This window comes from Paraburkholderia sp. BL17N1 (assembly GCF_003634175.1).
Taxonomy (GTDB): Bacteria; Pseudomonadota; Gammaproteobacteria; order Burkholderiales; family Burkholderiaceae; genus Paraburkholderia.
The window spans coordinates 2,738,277-2,756,444 of the sequence record NZ_RBIW01000001.1; the positions used below are offsets into that span (position 1 = coordinate 2,738,277).

The window sequence follows — 18,168 nt, forward strand, 5'->3', positions numbered from 1 at the left end:
TCATCCGTGGGTGAGACCAGGTAGCTGGGAGTCGACCGGACGACGAAAAGACATGACGAGGCGCCGGTCGAAAACCGGGGCTGGGTCAGTTACTGGGGAATTTTGCGGTGCTTCGGGTGTTTCAGATGGAAGCGCGCAGCAGCAGACCTAGCCCGGTAGAGGGGGCTAGTAGTAGCGATAGGATGGTCTGGGCGCGGTACATAGTGCGCAATAGGACCATATTATCGGGACGGCGTCAAGCGCCGTTCCCTTTTGGATCGAGGCTGGCGGAGATTAGTGCGCCGGTTTCACGAAGCGCAAGGTCATGCGATCCGATTCGCCGATCGCCGCATATTTCGCCCGGTCGACGTCGCCGCCTTCGAAGGTCGGCGGCAGCGACCAGACGCCGTTCGGGTAGTTTTTCGTGTCGCGCGGGTTGGCGTTCACTTCGCTCTTTCCGGCCAGTTCGAAGCCGGCCGCACGCGCGTGTTCGATCACGTACTCTTCCGTCACATAGCCGGTGTCGATGGTCTGCTGCAGCGAGGTGCCCGGCGCCGCGCGATGTTCCTCGACACCGAGCACACCGCCCGGCTTGAGCGCCGCGTAGAACGCGCGCAGGTTGGCGTCGATCTGGCCGTCCTTGATCCAGTTATGGATGTTGCGGAAGGTCAGGACTTCGTCGACGCTGGCATCGGCCGGAAAACCGCTGAACTGGCCGGCGTGCAGCGTGCCGACCACGACATGACCGTACACGGCGGGCGTGGCCGCCAGCTTGCGCGCGAACGCGGCCCGATTGGCCTGTGTTTCCGCAGATGGCGCACTCTGCGGGCCGTCGTACTGCGCCTCGTAGAGCTTGCCGTGCTCGCGCAGATACGGCGCGAGGATGTCCGTGTACCAGCCGCCGCCCGGCTCGATCTCCAGCACGCTTTGCGACGGCGTGAGTTCGAAGAATTGCAGCGTTTCTTTCGGATGGCGGTAGATGTCGCGGGCGCGGGCCTTGTCGCTGCGTTGCGGTCCGGAAATCGCGGCATCGAGCAGCGCCGGACTGGACGATGCGGAAGTTGACGCGGAACTCGAGCCCGACGGGCCGGCGCAGGCCGCCAGCAGCAACGTTGCGGTGAGCATCGCAAGCGTGGCGCGCAGCGTGCGAGCCTGAAGATTGGGTTGTGGGTTCATGACGTCCATTATCGGGCGCGACCGCGCGGGAACAAAATCGGTAATCGGCATAAGGATAGGAGCTTGCCGGGTTTTGCGTGGCGGTCGCCGCAACCGGAATAAAAGACCGTACCCGCCGGTTTCCCTGTTGACCGCGGCGCGTCCTGAAGGTTGCCGAATCCGAAGCGCGGCGTGGCGCGTATAACTGGTGTGGTCAGCGTTGGCCGTCGCGTGCAGGCCTGTTGTATGCCGGGGCGCGACTTGATCCCCTTCATTTCATTTTGCCGGAGGCAGGTATGAAACGAACATCGACGATGTCGCAGGTAGGGCGGGTTTTACTGTGCGCGGCCGCGTGCGCGATCGCCGCCCAGGCGGGCGCGCAGGGTTTGAGCCCGCAGGACGACATGAACGCGCCGCAAAACAGCACGCGTTTGATGCCGAACGCGGCGCGAGGCAGCGAATATCCGACGCACGGCAACCAGCAGGCAGGGGAAATGAACCTGAATCCGACCGACCCGCGCGCGCAATTGGTCAACGGCCTGCCGAATCACACCAATTCCGGCGGTTATGGTTCGCCGCTCGCCGGCGTGCGCACCTACGTGCAACCGGCAATGCCCTCGAATTGAGCGGCCCGCGGACGACAGGCGTGCCGCATCGCGCGTTGGATAGCAGCGCATCCCCGCACGGACTGTTTTGTTCAATTGAGCTTTTTTTCGGGCGATGGGCCGCGTGTGGCCTGAATACGGGTACGGGTCGGAGTCCGACCACGTTTGGCAGCGTACCGCTCCGCGCGATCACCGCGACGCCGATGGCCACCAGGATCAGCAGTAGCAGCGCGGTGCCATCGCGCGGATCGGCGTGCCTCGCCGGCGCCCGACGCCGCTGCCGTTGAAGCAGGCCGTAAGCTACAATTGCCGACGGCTTGAAAAACGGAACATCAATGAAGATTCGGATTCTCTCTCTCGTCTGCGTCACGACCGCCGCTGCGCTGCTGGCGGGCTGCACGGCCGTCTACAAGAACACGGACGCATGCGAACAGTTGATGCGAAGCAAGCTGGCGGAAACGTCGGCCGATCCGCTCAAGATCACCCATGCCGCCGCCGGTATCTACGGCTCGCGCGTGGTGGTCGAAGGATCGATCGAACGGGCGGCGGTCCCGGCGTCCGCTCCCGGCGCGGCGAGTGCGCCGCTCGCAGCGTCGACTGTGGCTGTAGGTGCGACAGGCGCATCGGGCGCATCAGATGCGTCGGCATCCGGAGGGTTCTGGTTCAAATCCGCCAGGACGCGGAAGACCGTCACGCCGGCGGCCGCGGAGTGCACGTTCAACGGCCCGACGCTGAGCGCATTCAACTGGCTCGCGCCGGCCAGTCTGGCGACGCCGGCCGCCAGCGCGACCGAGTAGCACAGCGCGCGGCGCCGAAACTCAAGCCGTCGCCTCGTCTCGCTTGCGTTGCTTCGCCCGCACCCGTTCCAGCACGCATTCACCGAACGCCTGCGGACGTCCTTCAAAGCACCGTTCCACCGCCCGCATATCGATCAGGCGCTGCCGCAGGGCCGTGCGCTCCTCGTGGGCGTCGATCATTCGCACGGCGGCGGCGATGTAATCCTCGACACTCTCCGCGGTGGTCCACGACGGCATGCCCACGCGCTCGAACAGCGCGCCGTCGATGCGCTCGAACACCTCCGGCCCGCGCTTGCAGATGCCGGGCAAACCCAGCGTGAGCGCGTCGACGATACCGTTGGTATTGCCGAACGGAAATGGACTGAGAAACAGGTCTGAGCGATTGACGCGCGCCAGATAGCCCGCGTATTCATGAAAGCTGTGCACGACGGCGTGCGGCAGCGTCTGGCGGATCACGTCGCGCATGCGGTCGAGCGGCAAACCGAAGGGCACGCCGCTCATGAAGTGAAATTGGACCGGCGTCGCCGCGCGTTCGCCGATTTCGCGGCACGCTTCGAGAAAGCCGGGATTGAGCTTCATTGCGCTGGCCGTGATGACGATCTCCAGCGTCTCGCGTGACGGCGGAATCTCAGCGACGATCTCCGGCAGCGCCACCGACGGCCGGTACGGTTGGCCGTCTTTCGGCAGCTTCATCAGACGCTCGCTGAAACAGGCGGGGTCGCCGACGTAGTCTTCCTCCACGCTGACGTAATCGATCTTGTCGGAGTGCGTGGTGGCCGGGTGCCCAAGGCCGGCGATCTGCAGCGGCGCGATGCGCAGGTTCGACATGAACACCGTGAGCGCGAACATGCCGACGCTCGGCATATAGAGCACGTCGGGCTGTTCCGTCTCGGCAAAATCGCGAATCGTTTTCAGACATTCGCCGATATATTCCGGCTCCTCCAGTTCGATGAAACGGTCGAACACCGCGCGGCCAATCTCGTCGACCGCATAGCCAAAGCCGAAAGCCACCACTTCGAAATGTTCGCGCGCGGCTTCGAGCGTGAGCGAGTGCGTGCGGTAGATCGAATGCGCGCCGCTGAACCACTCGAGCACGACCACCATGAGCGGTTTCTTGCCACGTTGCCGCCGGTTTTTCGCGCGCGCCAGTTGTGCCGCGGGGATGTCGGCCAGTCCTAATTGGTCCAGCTTGCGGCGCACCAGCGCGTTGATGTCCCGCTTGCTCTCGTGCCGCCGCGGCGTGTCCGCGTAGCTGCAGAACATATAGGCGTTGTGCAGCACGGCGGTTGGCAGGTCGTCGAGGTCGTCGATCTGCTGCAGTTTGCCGGGCAGCCATTCCATTAGCGCTTCGCGTTTGATATGCGCGTTCGCCGAGCCCTTGAAGACCGGCGCCAGCAGAGCGAGTGCGAGACAGGCGGCAAGCGATTTGTCATAGGCCCACAGCGCGGCGAAGTCGAGTTCCAGTTCGGACTCGGTCGAATAGAGCACGCAGAGTTTTTCGATGAAGCGGTCGCCGGGCAGAAACTGGGCGTTATCCGGACCACGCGGATTCAGGTGACGGCTTACGTGGTCCGCATTGCCGAATGGCGTGCAGGCAAACACCAATCCGACCCATTCGTGCAATGTCAGAAGCAATCTGAAGCACTCGTTCGGCAACTGGAATGCCGGGTCCGCGAACAGGGTCGACGCCGCGCTCGCGAGACGTGTGCAGAAGCGCTTGTGCTGCTCGGCGGGCGGCAGACCGGCCATGCCCGAGGCGCGAAAGCTGCCGTCCAGTTCGCCGCGCTTCTGCTGCAGGAGCGCCAGCGCGGCGATGAACTGGATCGCGGCTTTCAGATGCTGCCGCGTGTAGACGAGCTGCTCGAAATGATCGAGCGAAAAAGTGGGTTCTTCCATCTGCCGAGACGTCCAGAATTTGCATGACTAACTAATCGGAACCAGGTTAGCCGGAGCACGGAATTATCTCAGCCGATGGATCCCAAAACGGTTTGCCCGATGGGTTTGCGAAATTTCAGCGTCGAAAGAAGCCATCGGTTCAGAATGCGTAGTACGGCCCCGGGCCCGCCGATGTCTCGCGCGAGGCGATGGCGGTATAGACACGTCGTCCGAAGAAGAACGGCAAGCCCCAGCCGAAGCCGCTGCTGGCCACGCCGGCCAGATTGTTGAAGGCGTTGTTCGACGAGGCGAACAGCGCGCTCGAATTGCCGACCGCGAACGACACCATGTTCGACGCGCCATCCGTTCCGGTGATCGCGGCGTTCGCGGCTTGAGTCGAAGCCGGGCAGTACCAGAAGCCGCACTGCGGGAACTGGCTCGTGCGGTAGAACAGCCCATTCGAGCCGCTGTCGACATAGCTCTGCGAATAAGTCTGCCCGCCGCTCGTGGTGACGACGTAGCCCGTCACCGGATCCGCCTTGAGGACGCTGGCGCCGTTCAGCGCGTTATTGGCCTGGGTGCCGATCCCGAAGATCATCGAACCCGATACGCTGGCCGCGCCGGCGTCGGCGATGGCCGGCAGGTCGATGACTAGGCCGTTGTTGTCGAGCGCAAAGCGGCTGACCGGATTGGTGACCTGCTGCGCGAGGGCTTGCGTGCTGGCGAGACAGGCGCCGCCGGCGTCGCAACTGTAGTACCAGCGCGGCAGCGCGGCGCTGACGCAGCCGCTGCCGCAGTCGGCCGCGAACAGGCCCACGCCGAGAATACCGTTCGAGCGCAGGCCGGCCACCGTCTGCATGGCGCGGCCGGATCCCTCGCAGTCGGCGGGCACGTCGGGGAGCGCCGGATCGGCGATGGTCTGGATCGGAACCGAGGCCGCCAACTGGCCGGCCATGCGGACGTCCGCGCTGCGCACCGCGCCCCAGGTGTAGCCGCCGCCGAACACCGCGCATTCGCCCGCAATCCCGCTGCCCGACGCGATTGCCGCGAGCGGCAGGTCGGCCGGCAATGCGGACGCCAGAATCCTGAGTCCGTGCGAACCGGTGTCGACCTGGACATTGTCGACCGTCACGCAATTGCTGGTGCCGGGCTGGCAGACGGTAACGCTCGTGGTCAGCATGTTGCGCGTCAGACCGGGCGCGGCGGAGACGGCGATCGGCTGGACGTTCGGCGTGTTCGACTGCGGCACGGAGCCGCCTGGGCTCGCGCCCGAGGCGGCGGGCGGCGCGGCGGCTACCGGCGCGCTGGCGGCGCCCGGGCTGTTGCCCGGTGCGGCCGGGCCGGTCGAGGACGTGGCGGCCGGTGTGCCGCCGCCACCGCCGCCGCATCCCGCGAGGGCGGCGCAGATCAGCAGCGGGGCATAAGAGGACAGGTCGGATTTCATGGTGTGGCGCGTGTTCGTCGAGGTGGAGTGCGGATGCCGTGTGCGTGGCCGGGGGGCGCATCACCGGAAATCGTCGGCTGTCACGCCGGGCGGCAGCGCCGTCGGCAGCCATGCGCGGCCTGCGTAACCGCGCATCGGGCCGCCGGATTCCACGATCACGTCCGGCCGCGCCACGCGCGAGACGTGCAGATTGCCGTCCGCTGCCGCCGCGGCGGCGCCGGCGCGATACGAGTCCGCGTACTTGCCGAGCAGCGCGCGCAAGTCCGGCATGGTTGGGCCTTGCCACCCATAGCCGATGATCTGGCCGGTGTTCGCCGCGTACTCGGTAATAGTCGTGTTGCCGGCGTCGGTAAATGTGCGCGTGCGCAGCGCCCCGTTCAACATGGCGCGCGGCGCGCTGGCGCTCGCATCCGCCCTCGACGGCATGGCGCCGCCCAGTTCGGCGCACGCGCCGCGGCTCGCGATCAAGGCGGCGAAGGCGATCGCCGAGGCTGCGAAAGCCGGCGTAAGAGTAGGCAATGGCATGGCGGTCGGTCCCGTGGCTGAAGCACCCAACGGCTTCTGGTGATGTCCATTTCAAGATATCACTCGGGTTTTTGAACCGTTACTGGAAGCGGCATCCAGCTAATTTAGATATATCGAAATTGAACGCGACAGGACCTCGGAAAGTGCTGTCGAATCAATGATCTGACGATGGCGTAGGGTGTATCTGACAGTGCGTTGGGAAATGTGGGTAATTGTTAAATTTGCCGTGCGCGAGGCCGTTTCAGGCGCGAAAACGAGATTCTCGCGCCTCAGGGAAAGGTCGACAGAGTTTGGACGCTTCGGAGTCCTTCTCGCGGATTGATTCCGCGTCGTTTGCGCGCGCCTCGCGCTGCTCAATTCGCGGGCAAACCCGGGTTTTTGCACACGACTCGCCGGGATCGGTAAAATGTTGGGTTGATCCACGGAAACTTGCCGTGGCGTAGCGGAAGGATTCCCCGAACATGACTGATCTTCGTCTTACCAAGCGGTTTGCAGTAATGCTGATGGCAGGCGGTCTGGTCGCCGGCTGCGGCACGTCGTCGCCGACCAAAGTCGACTACAAGAGCGACTCGAAATCGAAGCAGGTATCACTTGCCGTACCGCCGAACATGATCGATGAGACGGCCGATCAGCGTTCGTTGCCCCCGCAGGGCGGCGAAACCTCGTTGTCCACGCTCAAGCAGGTTCAGGCGCAAGCGCCGTCGGCCAATTCCGTGGTGGTGGCGCCGGCGGTCAGCGGCATGCATATCCAGCGCGACGGCACGGAAAGCTGGCTCGTCATCGACAACAAGGCGCCTGAGCAGGCATGGCCGCAGATTCGCCGCTTCTGGCAGGAGCAGGGCTTCCTGCTGGTGGTCGACCAGCGCGACAAGGGCGTGATGGAAACCGACTGGAACGAAACGCACGCGCAGATCAACGACGGCCTGATCCGTGGCACGCTGTCCAAAGCCATGGGCAACAGCTATGTGACCTCGGAGCGCAACAAGTACCGCACGCGTCTGGAAGCGGCGCCGAACGGCGGCACCTACGTATTCGTCAGCCAGAAGGGCATGCGCGAGGCGCTGACCGGCACGAACAACGATTCGAGCACGTGGGTGGCGAAGCCGAACGATCCGGGCCTCGAACAGGAATATCTGAAGCGGCTGATGGCGGCGCTGGCGCTGGCCGATTCGCGCTCGAAACCGGCTGACGCGCAAAACGCCGACCTGTCGGCCGGCGCGCAAACGGCGCCGAACGCGGCCACGGCGGGCGCCAAGTCGGCGGCTGCGGCCACGGCGGCGCAAAACGTTTCGCTGTCCGCCCAGCAACCGTCGCCGAATGCGGACGCGAACGGCAACGAAGCGCAGCTTTCGTCGACGGAACTCACCCTCGGCGAGCCGTACGACCGCGCCTGGTTGCGCGTGGGCCTCGCGCTCGACCGCAGCAACTTTACCGTCGACGACCGCGATCTGACCCGCGGCCTGTACTTCGTGCGCTACGTCGATCCGAAGGACATGACGTCGGCCGAACAAGGCTTCTGGAGCCAGGTTTTCCACGGCAAGAAGGAAAAAGTTGCCAAGCAGTATCTGGTGAACGTGCGCGCCGTGACGCCTAACCAGACGCGTGTCGCCGTGGTCGACGACAAGGGCACGGTTGACCAGAGCCCGCAGGCCCAGCAGATCATGAGTCTGATGGCCGACCAGTTGCACTGAGCAAGGCCGCCGCAGGCGGCAACGCTGTCTGAAACCCGTCCGGGAATGACTCCGGGCGGGTTTTTTTATGCCCCGAGAGTCCGGCAAGACCTGGCCGACAAGCGATCTCAAACGCCTATGCACGTCTTTTGCTTGGTTCGCTCAACACCGGTCCAAACCCGGCGTTCAACGGGAGACGGCCATGTTCGACGTGTTTCCTTACTGGATGTGGGCGGCGAGCTTGCTCGTCCTCGCGCTGGTATGCGGTGCGGCCTTGAACCCGCGTGAAGCGCGGCGGCCAACCGGCCTGCAGCTTCGGCATGGCGCGACTCAGCGCACGAAGTGGCCGACGCTTTAATTCGACCTACCGCTGCGGCCGCCTCGTGCGGCTGCACGTAACGTGACGTTACCCCGGTGACGTAACTTTCCAAGCCCTCCTGAGTGCCTCTCTCCGCAACCTTCCTCCGCAGAAAAACTCAAGAGAAATCAAGCGTTTGTCGTTGGTTTCGAACGATTTAACATAACTGGCACACAAGCTGCTTTTATACACTCATGGGGCCGGATTGCATGACCCGGTGTGAGTTGGCGACGAGTCTCGATCGACGATCTGAAACCATTCCAGACCATTCAAGCATCGGCCGACGAACCGATGCTTCGCCCGATGACGGCCTGCGCGCTGCGCGGCCTCGGTGGCCCCGTCGCCTATCCTCGTAGGGCGACGGTTTCGCCCGCACTCCGACGTGGAGTGCGGGCTATTTTTTGTGCGGCCGGAATTCGGCGCGGCCAGGTGTGGCGGCGCGAAAGATGAGAGTTATGAGAGTCGGCGACGCCGTGAAAGCGTCGCGCGAAATGCAGCGGATTTCAGGTGTCGGCGCGGCGCGTGCCGATCCACGGCAGACGCTTGACCACGCCGGTGGCGAGCGCGGTGCCGACCAGAATCACGCCGCAGCCTTCAATCATGCCCGGCGAGACGCTTTCGCCGAGAAACAGCGCGCCCCACAGAATGCCGAAGATCGGGATGACGAAGGTCACCGTAATCGCGCGCGCCGGTCCGGCCACCGCGATCAGATGGAAGAACAGCATATACGCGACGCCGGTACAGGCAACGCCGAGCGCGATCACCGCGCCCCACGCGTGCAGCGAGATCGGCGCCGCCGGCCAGTAGATCACGGCGAGCGGCAGCAGCACGATGGTGGCGCCGGTCATCGTGCCGGTGGCGACGGTCAGGGCGTCGACGCCGGTCAGATGGCGCTTGGTGTAGTTGGCGGCGATGCCGTACAGCAACGTGGCGCCGAGCGCGGCGCCGGCCGCTAGCGCGGTGGTGAGCGGCGTGGCCGCCGTGCCGTCGGGTGCGGCGATCTGATCCCACACCAGCATCAGCACGCCGAGAAAGCCGATCACCAGCCCGAGCGTGCGCAGCGCGCTCAATCTGTCGCGCAGCCACAGAAAGCCGACCAGCGCGCCCCACAGCGGCGTGCTCGCATTGATCACGGACGTGACGCCGGCCGACAGCGTCAACTCAGCATAGGCGAACAGGCAGAAAGGCGCCGCCGAATTCAGGATGCCGACCACTAGCAGCGGGAAGGCGCGCGTGCGCAGGATCGTCGCGGACTGGCGCAGCGGACGTCGCGCGATCAGCACGATCGCGAGAAACGCCGCGCCGATGCCGACGCGCAGTGCCATTAACGGCGCGACGCCGAAGTCGGTGACACCAACCCGGATAAACAGGAACGAGGCGCCCCACAGGGCGGCGAGGATCAGCAACTGGAGCAGGTTTTTAGCATTCATCGAGGTGGCGCCGCGCGCGGTTGAGTCGAGACACCTGTGCATCGTAGCAGTGCAGTCGGGCGAAACGTTTCAGGCTGCAATGAAACGGCAAGTTCCGGGAGACGGAGGCGTTTGATAATCGTCGATCGTAAGCGCAGTGGCGGTCCGCGCATAACGAGCAATTCTCACGCTGATGTGAGAAATATTGCGATCAGGACGTTGGAGTGGGGCTGAAATGACAAGGTGGAAGAAAAGGCCTGCGCGCGCAACGTGAATTATTTTGCGGCAGCGGCGGAGAGCCGGCAACCTTGCTCCAGCCTGTTCAGGCTAAAGCGGCGCACGCCGGCGTCCACGCGCCCGCTGCCCGCCACTCGGAGCGCATCGCGCGTGTCGAGCCAACGGGTTGTGCAGGCGTTTTAGCCCGCACAACCGACCCGCCTCAATGCGGAATCATCCACTGCAGGACATTCTGCTGCAGCCACACCAGCACGCCGAGCAGCACCGTCAACAGAATCGAGTGCTTGAAGGTTTTGGCGAAGACCACGCCTTCCTTGCCTTTGAGTTCTGTGGTCGCCACCCCGGTCGAAATGTTCTGCGGCGAAATCATCTTGCCCATCACGCCGCCGGACGAGTTCGTAGCCGCCATCAGGATCGGGTTGAGATTCAGCTGATTGGCCGCGACCACCTGCAGGTTGCCGAACAGCGCATTGCCCGACGTGTCGCTGCCCGACAGGAACACCGCGACCCAGCCGAGGAATGCCGACACCAGCGGAAAGAACGGTCCGACCGACGACGCGCCGAGGCCGAGCGTGTACGTCAGCCCCGAATAGTTCATCAGATACGCGAGCCCGACGATGGTCGCCACCGTGAGGATGGCGATGCGCGTCTGCACCCACGTGTCGGCGATCGCCGCGCCGAATTCGCGCGGGCTCAGTTTGACCACGGCCGCCGTAATGAGCGCGGCGACCAGAATCGCCGTGCCGGTGGCGAGCGGCTGGAAGTCCCACACCGCGCTGTACGGCGTGTTGTACAGCGTGATGAAGACGGCCTTGTCGAGTCCCGGCCATGGCACCTTGACGTCGCCGATCAGGAATATCTTCGCCACGGTCCAGATGATCACCACCACCGAGACGATGATCCACGGATACCAGCCCTGGCCGCCGCCGATCTTGCCGCGCACTTCGCCCACGCGGTCGATGTTGACCGCGAACTTCGGATCCGCCGCGGGCTTCCAGACGCGCAGGAAGGCGATCGTGACGATAAGCGAGACCATCGACGACAACACGTCGGTCAAGCTGTAGTTCACATAGTTCGACGCGACGAACTGCGTCAGCGCGAAACTCGCGCCCGACACCAGCAGCACGGGCCACACCCGCAGCATGTTGCGAAAGCCGGCATAGACGCCGATCACATAGAAGGGCAGCAGGAAGGCGAAGAACGGCAACTGGCGGCCGACCATCTTGGCGAGCGTATCGGCCGGCAAATGCGTGACCGCACCGAGCACGGTGATCGGCACGCCGAGCGCGCCGAACGCGACTGGCGCGGTATTGAAGATCAGCGTGAAGGTGAGCGCTTCGAGCGTGGGGAAGCCGAGCAGAATCAGCAGCGAACTGGTGATGGCGACGGGCGTGCCGAAGCCCGAAATACCTTCGAGCAGCGCGCCGAACGAAAACCCGATCACGACCAGCACCACGCGCCGGTCGTTCGGCAGGTTGTCGATCATCCACATGCGAAAGGCCGCGAAGCGGCCCGAGCGTTGTGAGATGTTGTAAAGCAGAATCGCCGCGAACACGATCCACATGACCGGCCAGCAAGCGAACACCACGCCGGCGACGACCGAATCGACCGCGAGTCCCACGGGAAACTGCCAGACCAGAATCGCCACGATCAGGCCGACGATCAACCCCGCGAGCGACGCCTGCCAAGCCGGCCGCCGGGCCCAGCCAAGCAGAAGCAGCACGACGATAATGGGCAGCGCCGCGACGAGGAACGATGGCAATAGCGAATTGCCGACAGGAGTGAGTAGTTGGTGAAACATCACGTCTCCTTCATTGTTGTTAGGACTCGACGCGGCACCACGCACTCCGGAGCGCGTCGCCATGGCATGACGGATGGGCGTCGCCGACTCGCGGGAGTGGCCGGGATCGCTTTTTTTAAACGGCTACTGCATGTGGCTTACCAAGCATAGAACCCAGTCCGGCCGCGTCAAGAAGGGAAACTACGGGCGCAGCGAATGGGCGCTGGGAGCGCGGCTTGCGGGACTGGTCGACGCGGCACATGGCGCGCGACGTTGTGCGGGCGCGTCGATAGACCGCTCCGGTCAAAACGTGCTGGCGGGTATTAGTGCCAATGGCCGTGACCGCCCCATCCGCCACCACCGTGACCGCCCCAGTAACCACCAAAGCCGACGCCGATCGACACCGACGGCCCATACCAGCCCGGATAGCCGTAGTAGGCCGGGTAGACCGGCGGCGGATAGTAAACGGGAGCGGGGGCGACATACACTGGCGGGGCGGCGACCGCGTACGTCGGCGGCGGGGCTGGTTGGCCTGTCTGCGCTTGTTGTTGCTGCTGCTGATCTGCCGAATAGGTGTCTTGCCCGACCGGGACTGCCTGTTGCGTTCCCGCTGCGGGGACCGTCGCGTAATACGGTGAATACGCCGGATAGTAGCCGTACGGGTAATAGCAGCCAGACAGCGTCATTAAACAGACCGCGCCACCAAGCGCGATGCCTGTTTGCGAAAGGCGTGGGAAAGACGGGGAAAAGCGCAGCGGCCACCGCTGGCCTACCGCGCACGCCGTGTTGATGAGGCGGGACTTCATGACGCGCTCCTGGTTGAATCGAACGCCGCCATCAGGGGCGTGACGTCATGAGCTTACGCCGCCTGGGCACCAACAGGATTGCAAAACCGTAACGGCTTATTTCACCTCGTTGCGGCGGGTCGAACGGAACGGTTGAACTGCGTACTCGCGATGGCTGTTGAGACGCGGAACCGCTTGCAGGTCAGCGTGGGCGAACCATTGTTCGGCCCACGCTCGCATGACACGCGACGACTTGCGACGCATGTCATGCGCATGATTCTCCGTTACTTACCAACCTCATGCCCGATCACGCCGCCTGCCGCCGCGCCGCCGAGCGTCGACAGCGCATTGCCGCCGATCGCTGCACCCGCCGCGCCACCCAGACCCGCGCCAATGGCGGTGTCGCGCCCCTGACGGCTCATGCCGTCGCATGCGGAAAGGCTCATCAGGACGGCCGCGATGGCCGCAAACATACCGATTTGACGTATCGATTTCATGATGTTGACTCCAGTGGTTACGGTCGGCAGTACACACCGCCCATGCGTTTGATGGTATCGCCGCATCCTGTATCCGGATGTGTGCGCTTGTCAGCGAAACGACGGTTTCGTAATCAAGTGTTTCCCTCCGTCTAGCACGCGGCGTGCCCGGGCGGCGCAAACGAAAAAGCCCGCCATTGGCGGGCTTCGTTGCTGCAATGCAGAGGTTTGGCGGGTCGGGTGGCGTAATAACGACGCCCGCCCCGCGAACCGAACCTTACTGCCGCTGATAAATCTCGGCGCCTTTCTTCATGAACTCGATCGACTTCACTTCCATGCCTTTCTTCAGCGCTTCGTCGTCGGTGACGCCTTGTTGCGCGGCGAATTCGCGTACGTCCTGCGTGATCTTCATCGAGCAGAAGTGCGGCCCGCACATCGAGCAGAAATGCGCGACTTTCGCCGAATCCTTCGGCAGTGTTTCGTCGTGGAATTCGCGCGCCTTGTCCGGATCGAGACCGAGGTTGAACTGGTCTTCCCAGCGGAACTCGAAACGCGCTTTCGAGAGCGCGTTATCACGCACCTGCGCGCCCGGATGGCCCTTCGCCAGATCGGCGGCGTGCGCGGCGAGCTTGTAGGTGATGATGCCGGTCTTGACGTCGTCCTTGTTCGGCAGCCCGAGGTGTTCCTTCGGCGTGACGTAGCAGAGCATCGCCGTGCCGAACCAGCCGATCATCGCGGCGCCGATGCCCGACGTGATGTGGTCGTAACCCGGCGCGATGTCGGTCGTCAACGGTCCCAGCGTGTAGAACGGTGCTTCGTCACACCATTCGAGTTGCAGGTCCATGTTTTCCTTGATCAACTGCATCGGCACGTGGCCGGGGCCTTCGATCATGGTCTGCACGTCGTGCTTCCACGCGATCTGCGTGAGTTCGCCGAGCGTCTTCAGTTCGCCGAGTTGCGCTTCGTCGTTGGCATCGTAGATCGAGCCGGGACGCAGACCGTCGCCGAGCGAGAAGGCCACGTCATACGCCTTCATGATTTCGCAGATGTCTTCGAAATGCTCGTACAGGAAGCTTTCCTTGTGATGCGCGAGGCACCACTTCGCCATGATGGAGCCGCCGCGCGAGACGATGCCCGTCATACGCTTGGCCGTCAGCGGCACGTATTGCAGACGCACGCCCGCGTGAATCGTGAAGTAATCGACGCCTTGCTCGGCCTGTTCGATCAGCGTGTCGCGGAAGATTTCCCACGTCAGGTCTTCGGCCTTGCCGTTGACCTTTTCCAGTGCCTGGTAAATCGGCACCGTGCCGATCGGCACCGGCGAATTGCGGATGATCCACTCGCGCGTTTCATGGATATGCTTGCCGGTGGAGAGATCCATCACCGTGTCGCCGCCCCAGCGGATCGCCCACGTCATCTTGTCGACTTCCTCGCCGATGGAGGACGTCACCGCCGAGTTGCCGATGTTCGCATTCACCTTCACGAGGAAGTTGCGGCCGATGATCATCGGCTCGCTTTCCGGGTGATTGATGTTATTCGGGATGATCGCGCGGCCGCGTGCGACTTCTTCGCGCACGAATTCCGGCGTGATCGCCGTGAGACCGTTCGGGCCGAACGCGCTGGCGCCGAACGCCTGGCCCGGATGCTGGCGGCCCATCATCGCCGCGAGCTTTTCACCGTTCGGCCCGCTTGTCTTGAGGCTCTCCAGATACTCGGCGCGGCGCTGGTTCTCGCGAATCGCGATGTATTCCATTTCCGGCGTGATGATGCCTTTGCGGGCGTAATGCATCTGCGAGACGTTTTTGCCGGCGATCGCGCGGCGCGGCGTGCGATGCAGGCCCTTGAAGCGCAGATCGGCGGTGGCCGTGTCGGCGGCGCGCTCGCGGCTGAAGTCGCTCGACAGACCCGTCAGCGCTTCGGTGTCGCCGCGTTCTTCGATCCAGGCCTGGCGCAGTGCGGGCAGACCCGCGCGGATGTCGATCTTGGCTTCCGGATCGGAGTAAGGGCCCGACGTGTCGTAGACATAGACCGGCGGATTCTTTTCGCCACCGAAGCTGTCGGGGGTGTCGGCCTGCGAGATTTCGCGCATCGGCACGCGGATGTCGGCACGCGAGCCGGTCACGTAGACCTTGCGGGAATTCGGCAACGGCGCGACAGCGGCTTCGTCGACGTGAGCGTCGGCGGAAAGGAACTTCGGATTGGCGTTCATCGTATCTCCTGTGTCGACCGGAGTTGGCGCTTTAGCGCTTACTCCGGTCCCATGCAGAGCAGTCGACCAGAGTTGGCGCTTTAGCGCCTTACTCTGGTCCCATGCAGAGCATGGCGTTGAGTGGGGCGGCTAAGCAGGAGACGAGACGGAAGTAGTCGGAATTCGCGAGAGATGAGCCAATAAAGCTTGGCTGCGAAATCCGTACGCTTCCCTGCGCTGGCATTATCCAGATCAGGTTCAAAGGGTATTTCTCACCCACGCGGCACGGACCTCCAACCTCCGTGCGACGCAGGACCCCCGCGTTAGCAGCGCACACGATACACCGGGCGCCCGCTGCTTGGCAACCCATCTTGAAAAGTCGGATGATGGAAATAACAGCGGGCCGCTACGCGCTTGTTGCGGATCGACGGGGCGGCCGCAGATGCCGCGGCAAAAAGTTTCGCGTGGCGCGCGGGGCGTTGCTTACAGCGTGAAATCGTCGGCGGCTTCTGGCTGAAACAGGATCTTTTCCAGCTTCAGCACTTTCTCAGTACCGCTTGGCGGCGTGAAGCGGATGCGCTCGCCGCGTTTGGCGCCGAGCAAGGCAATGCCGGCGGGCGAGAACACGTTCAGGCGGCCGTGCGCGAAGTCCGCATTGGGCGGATAGACCACGGTCCAGGTCATCTGCTCGCCGCTGGTTTCGTCGACCAGCGTGGCTTGTGAGTTCATCGTGACGACGTTGGCAGGTATCTCGCGCGAATCGACAATCACCGCGCGTTCCAGCACGTCGTCGAGCATGTCTTGCAAACGCGCGTCCGCGCCTGGCCTGGCGGCGTGTTTCTCGAGACGGGCGACGTCGAGTTCGGTGAGGTAACAGGTTTTCGTCTTTTTCACGACGGGTACTCCAATTCGATCTGCATTTGAGGGAACAGCGTGCGGATGAGATCGGCCCGGAGCCCGACAACGCGGCTCAGGCAATGGAGCGGGCAGCGTTAGATCGAGCGCCGGGCGGCGTGGAGCGGGAGCGTTCGGGACGGCTCGCCGGCGTGGCGCGGCATGAGTTCCGCGCGCGCGCAGCCGGTTGCGCGGCGGGGGCGCAAACGGAAGAAGGCACGGGAAGTCGGAAAGCGCATCGAGGTAGTCGGCAGGCAGCGAAAGAGAGTGAAGAGGGCGCCGCCATTCGTCTTACTGAATGCGCGCGATCGAAAGGGCAATGTTAGCACGCGAGTCGTGCATCGCCGGACGTGTTCGCGCTTCAGGAAAAAAGCTGGGAAAAATTGCAAACGCGCTGTCATAACCCGCCGTGTGGTCCGACAAACGTGCAGATCCTGATTGGAGCATGTCATGCAAACCGCCGGACTCCGCCGAGACCATCGGCGTTTCACTCGAAGCGTCGCGCTCGCTATCGCGCTGACCACGCTGCTGGCCAGCGGCCTCGCGGACGCGGCCAGCGCCGTCTGCAGCGCGCATAGCCCGGCGCATCGCGTGGCGCTGGTCGAGCTGTACAGCAGCGAAGGCTGCAATAGCTGCCCGCCCGCCGACAACTGGCTGAGCCAATGGAAAAACAGCGGCGCGACGCAAAGCATCGTGCCGTTGGCGCTGCACGTGGACTATTGGAATAGTCTCGGCTGGACTGACCGCTTCTCGCAACATCGTTTCACCGAACGTCAGCAGGCGCTCACCGATCTCGGCGGCGGTCACACCATCTACACGCCGGAGATTTTCGTCTCGGGACGCGAACTGCGTAGCTGGTCGCGACGCGACAGTTTCGAGAGCAGCATCGGCAAAGTCGTCGGCGAGCCGGCGCAAGCGAACGTCGCGCTCGAACTCAAGCAACAGCAGACGCCGGGTGCGTTCAACGTCACGGCGCAATTCACCAGCAAGTCGGCGGACACAGCGGGCCAGCTGGACGCCTACCTCGCTGTCTATGAGAACTCGCTCAGCTCGCAAGTCGGCGCCGGCGAAAACAGCGGCGTCACCTTGCATCACGAACGCGTTGTGCGGCAATGGATCGGCCCGGTGCCGCTCGTCGCGGGCAACGCACAGATTCGCCGCGATATCCGCATCCAGGACGCAACCGCGGATGCCAACGTCAACGCGCCCGCCGACCGCTTCGGCGTGGTCGCCTTCGTCGAAAACGAGGCGACCGGCGATGTTCTGCAAGTGGCCGAACTGGCCGCGTGCCATTGATCGCCGCGTCCGCGCTCAGAGGAGAGTTTCATGGCAACCCATCATGCACTTCGCGACACTGTGCCGTCCACCGAGCCGCAAAAAAGCGGTGCGATCCATCCGCTGTGGGTGCGTCTCACGCATTGGCTCAATGCGCTCGCCGCCATCGTGATGATGTTGTCGGGCTGGCGCATCTACGACGCCTCGCCGATCTTCCCGGCGTTCCATTTTCCGCCCGCCATCACGCTCGGCGGCTGGCTCGGCGGCGCGCTGCAATGGCATTTCGCGGCGATGTGGCTGCTGGTTTTCAACGGCCTGCTGTATCTCGCATTGAACCTCGCGAGCGGGCGCTTCGTGCGCAAGTTCCTGCCGGTGTCGCCGCGCGCCGTGCTGCACGACTTCGTCGCCGCGCTGACCGGCAAGCTCTCGCACGCTGACTTGCGCGTCTATAACGCGGTGCAGAAATTCGCGTACCTGTTCGTGGTCTGCGATCTGATCGTGCTGGTGCTCTCGGGCCTCGCGATCTGGAAGTCGGTGCAGTTTCCGCTTCTGCGCGAACTGATGGGCGGCTACGACAACGCGCGCATCGTCCACTTCTGCGCGATGTCGCTGATGGCCGCGTTCATCGCCGTGCATCTCGCGATGGTGGCGCTCGTGCCGCGCTCGCTGCTCGCCATGTTGCGCGGACGCTGAGCCGTTCATCCGCTAAAGCGAAC

At 63.9% G+C, this 18,168-nt stretch carries 16 protein-coding genes and 1 riboswitch; of the genes, 6 read left to right on the forward strand and 10 right to left on the reverse strand.

Annotation, left to right across the window (positions count from 1 at the left end):
- Positions 1-273: 273 nt before the first annotated feature.
- A complete protein-coding gene (locus B0G82_RS12390) occupies positions 274-1,164 on the reverse strand; it encodes a class I SAM-dependent methyltransferase (protein ID WP_121307531.1) in 891 nt (296 codons plus the stop codon).
- A gap of 266 nt (positions 1,165-1,430) precedes the next feature.
- Here B0G82_RS12390 and B0G82_RS12395 point away from each other — a divergent pair, with 266 nt between their 5' ends.
- Complete coding sequence (locus B0G82_RS12395; protein ID WP_121307532.1) at positions 1,431-1,760, forward strand: hypothetical protein; 330 nt, start codon at positions 1,431-1,433, stop codon at positions 1,758-1,760.
- A 314-nt stretch (positions 1,761-2,074) separates the two neighbouring features.
- A complete protein-coding gene (locus B0G82_RS12400) occupies positions 2,075-2,536 on the forward strand; it encodes a hypothetical protein (protein ID WP_121307533.1) in 462 nt (153 codons plus the stop codon).
- 21 nt (positions 2,537-2,557) lie between these two features.
- Here B0G82_RS12400 and B0G82_RS12405 read toward each other — a convergent pair whose 3' ends face one another.
- The 3 genes from B0G82_RS12405 to B0G82_RS12415 form a co-directional block, all read right to left on the reverse strand.
- Entirely contained in the window at positions 2,558-4,432 is a 1,875-nt protein-coding gene (locus B0G82_RS12405; protein WP_121307534.1) for a glycosyl transferase family 1, read from the reverse strand.
- Positions 4,433-4,571: 139 nt separating this feature from the next.
- On the reverse strand, positions 4,572-5,855 hold the full coding sequence (locus tag B0G82_RS12410; protein ID WP_121307535.1) for a DUF3443 domain-containing protein: 1,284 nt from the start codon (positions 5,853-5,855) through the stop codon (positions 4,572-4,574).
- A 60-nt stretch (positions 5,856-5,915) separates the two neighbouring features.
- Positions 5,916-6,380 (reverse strand): DUF2844 domain-containing protein, encoded by a 465-nt coding sequence (locus B0G82_RS12415; protein WP_121307536.1) that lies wholly within the window; start codon positions 6,378-6,380, stop codon positions 5,916-5,918.
- A 461-nt stretch (positions 6,381-6,841) separates the two neighbouring features.
- On the opposite strand from B0G82_RS12415, the gene bamC reads away from it, so the two are divergent.
- Entirely contained in the window at positions 6,842-8,071 is a 1,230-nt protein-coding gene (gene bamC, locus B0G82_RS12420) for an outer membrane protein assembly factor BamC (protein ID WP_116117762.1), read from the forward strand.
- 181 nt (positions 8,072-8,252) lie between these two features.
- Positions 8,253-8,408: a hypothetical protein gene (locus B0G82_RS40055; RefSeq protein ID WP_199730080.1), complete on the forward strand. Its 156-nt coding sequence runs from the start codon at positions 8,253-8,255 to the stop codon at positions 8,406-8,408.
- A 503-nt stretch (positions 8,409-8,911) separates the two neighbouring features.
- Here the strand turns inward: B0G82_RS40055 and B0G82_RS12425 are convergent.
- The 6 genes from B0G82_RS12425 to B0G82_RS12450 all read right to left on the reverse strand — a co-directional run bounded on the left by B0G82_RS12425 (position 8,912) and on the right by B0G82_RS12450 (position 16,177).
- Entirely contained in the window at positions 8,912-9,838 is a 927-nt protein-coding gene (locus B0G82_RS12425; RefSeq protein WP_121307537.1) for a DMT family transporter, read from the reverse strand.
- Positions 9,839-10,256: 418 nt separating this feature from the next.
- Positions 10,257-11,855, reverse strand: a complete 1,599-nt coding sequence (locus B0G82_RS12430; protein WP_116140021.1) for an L-lactate permease — start codon at positions 11,853-11,855, stop codon at positions 10,257-10,259.
- Between the two features lie 302 nt (positions 11,856-12,157).
- Positions 12,158-12,640 (reverse strand): hypothetical protein, encoded by a 483-nt coding sequence (locus tag B0G82_RS12435; protein ID WP_121307538.1) that lies wholly within the window; start codon positions 12,638-12,640, stop codon positions 12,158-12,160.
- 263 nt (positions 12,641-12,903) lie between these two features.
- On the reverse strand, positions 12,904-13,116 hold the full coding sequence (locus B0G82_RS12440) for a glycine zipper 2TM domain-containing protein (RefSeq protein ID WP_116140025.1): 213 nt from the start codon (positions 13,114-13,116) through the stop codon (positions 12,904-12,906).
- 256 nt (positions 13,117-13,372) lie between these two features.
- Entirely contained in the window at positions 13,373-15,304 is a 1,932-nt protein-coding gene (gene thiC, locus B0G82_RS12445; protein ID WP_012433656.1) for a phosphomethylpyrimidine synthase ThiC, read from the reverse strand.
- A 190-nt stretch (positions 15,305-15,494) separates the two neighbouring features.
- A riboswitch (TPP riboswitch) is annotated at positions 15,495-15,613 on the reverse strand.
- A gap of 153 nt (positions 15,614-15,766) precedes the next feature.
- Positions 15,767-16,177 (reverse strand): GreA/GreB family elongation factor, encoded by a 411-nt coding sequence (locus B0G82_RS12450; RefSeq protein WP_106279326.1) that lies wholly within the window; start codon positions 16,175-16,177, stop codon positions 15,767-15,769.
- Between the two features lie 450 nt (positions 16,178-16,627).
- Between B0G82_RS12450 and B0G82_RS12455 the strand changes: the two genes are divergently transcribed.
- Both B0G82_RS12455 and B0G82_RS12460 read left to right on the forward strand, forming a co-directional pair.
- Positions 16,628-17,473, forward strand: a complete 846-nt coding sequence (locus B0G82_RS12455) for a DUF1223 domain-containing protein (protein ID WP_121307539.1) — start codon at positions 16,628-16,630, stop codon at positions 17,471-17,473.
- A gap of 30 nt (positions 17,474-17,503) precedes the next feature.
- Positions 17,504-18,145: a cytochrome b/b6 domain-containing protein gene (locus tag B0G82_RS12460; RefSeq protein ID WP_116140031.1), complete on the forward strand. Its 642-nt coding sequence runs from the start codon at positions 17,504-17,506 to the stop codon at positions 18,143-18,145.
- Positions 18,146-18,168 lie beyond the last annotated feature (23 nt).

Excerpts from the sequence above, each read along its gene's own strand:
- B0G82_RS12390 (WP_121307531.1), bottom strand. The coding sequence starts at position 1,164 with ATGGACGTCATGAACCCACAACCCAATCTTCAGGCTCGCACGCTGCGC.
- B0G82_RS12395 (WP_121307532.1), top strand. The coding sequence starts at position 1,431 with ATGAAACGAACATCGACGATGTCGCAGGTAGGGCGGGTTTTACTGTGC.
- B0G82_RS12400 (WP_121307533.1), top strand. The coding sequence starts at position 2,075 with ATGAAGATTCGGATTCTCTCTCTCGTCTGCGTCACGACCGCCGCTGCG.
- B0G82_RS12405 (WP_121307534.1), bottom strand. The coding sequence starts at position 4,432 with ATGGAAGAACCCACTTTTTCGCTCGATCATTTCGAGCAGCTCGTCTAC.
- B0G82_RS12410 (WP_121307535.1), bottom strand. The coding sequence starts at position 5,855 with ATGAAATCCGACCTGTCCTCTTATGCCCCGCTGCTGATCTGCGCCGCC.
- B0G82_RS12415 (WP_121307536.1), bottom strand. The coding sequence starts at position 6,380 with ATGCCATTGCCTACTCTTACGCCGGCTTTCGCAGCCTCGGCGATCGCC.
- bamC (WP_116117762.1), top strand. The coding sequence starts at position 6,842 with ATGACTGATCTTCGTCTTACCAAGCGGTTTGCAGTAATGCTGATGGCA.
- B0G82_RS40055 (WP_199730080.1), top strand. The coding sequence starts at position 8,253 with ATGTTCGACGTGTTTCCTTACTGGATGTGGGCGGCGAGCTTGCTCGTC.
- B0G82_RS12425 (WP_121307537.1), bottom strand. The coding sequence starts at position 9,838 with ATGAATGCTAAAAACCTGCTCCAGTTGCTGATCCTCGCCGCCCTGTGG.
- B0G82_RS12430 (WP_116140021.1), bottom strand. The coding sequence starts at position 11,855 with ATGTTTCACCAACTACTCACTCCTGTCGGCAATTCGCTATTGCCATCG.
- B0G82_RS12435 (WP_121307538.1), bottom strand. The coding sequence starts at position 12,640 with ATGAAGTCCCGCCTCATCAACACGGCGTGCGCGGTAGGCCAGCGGTGG.
- B0G82_RS12440 (WP_116140025.1), bottom strand. The coding sequence starts at position 13,116 with ATGAAATCGATACGTCAAATCGGTATGTTTGCGGCCATCGCGGCCGTC.
- thiC (WP_012433656.1), bottom strand. The coding sequence starts at position 15,304 with ATGAACGCCAATCCGAAGTTCCTTTCCGCCGACGCTCACGTCGACGAA.
- B0G82_RS12455 (WP_121307539.1), top strand. The coding sequence starts at position 16,628 with ATGCAAACCGCCGGACTCCGCCGAGACCATCGGCGTTTCACTCGAAGC.
- B0G82_RS12460 (WP_116140031.1), top strand. The coding sequence starts at position 17,504 with ATGGCAACCCATCATGCACTTCGCGACACTGTGCCGTCCACCGAGCCG.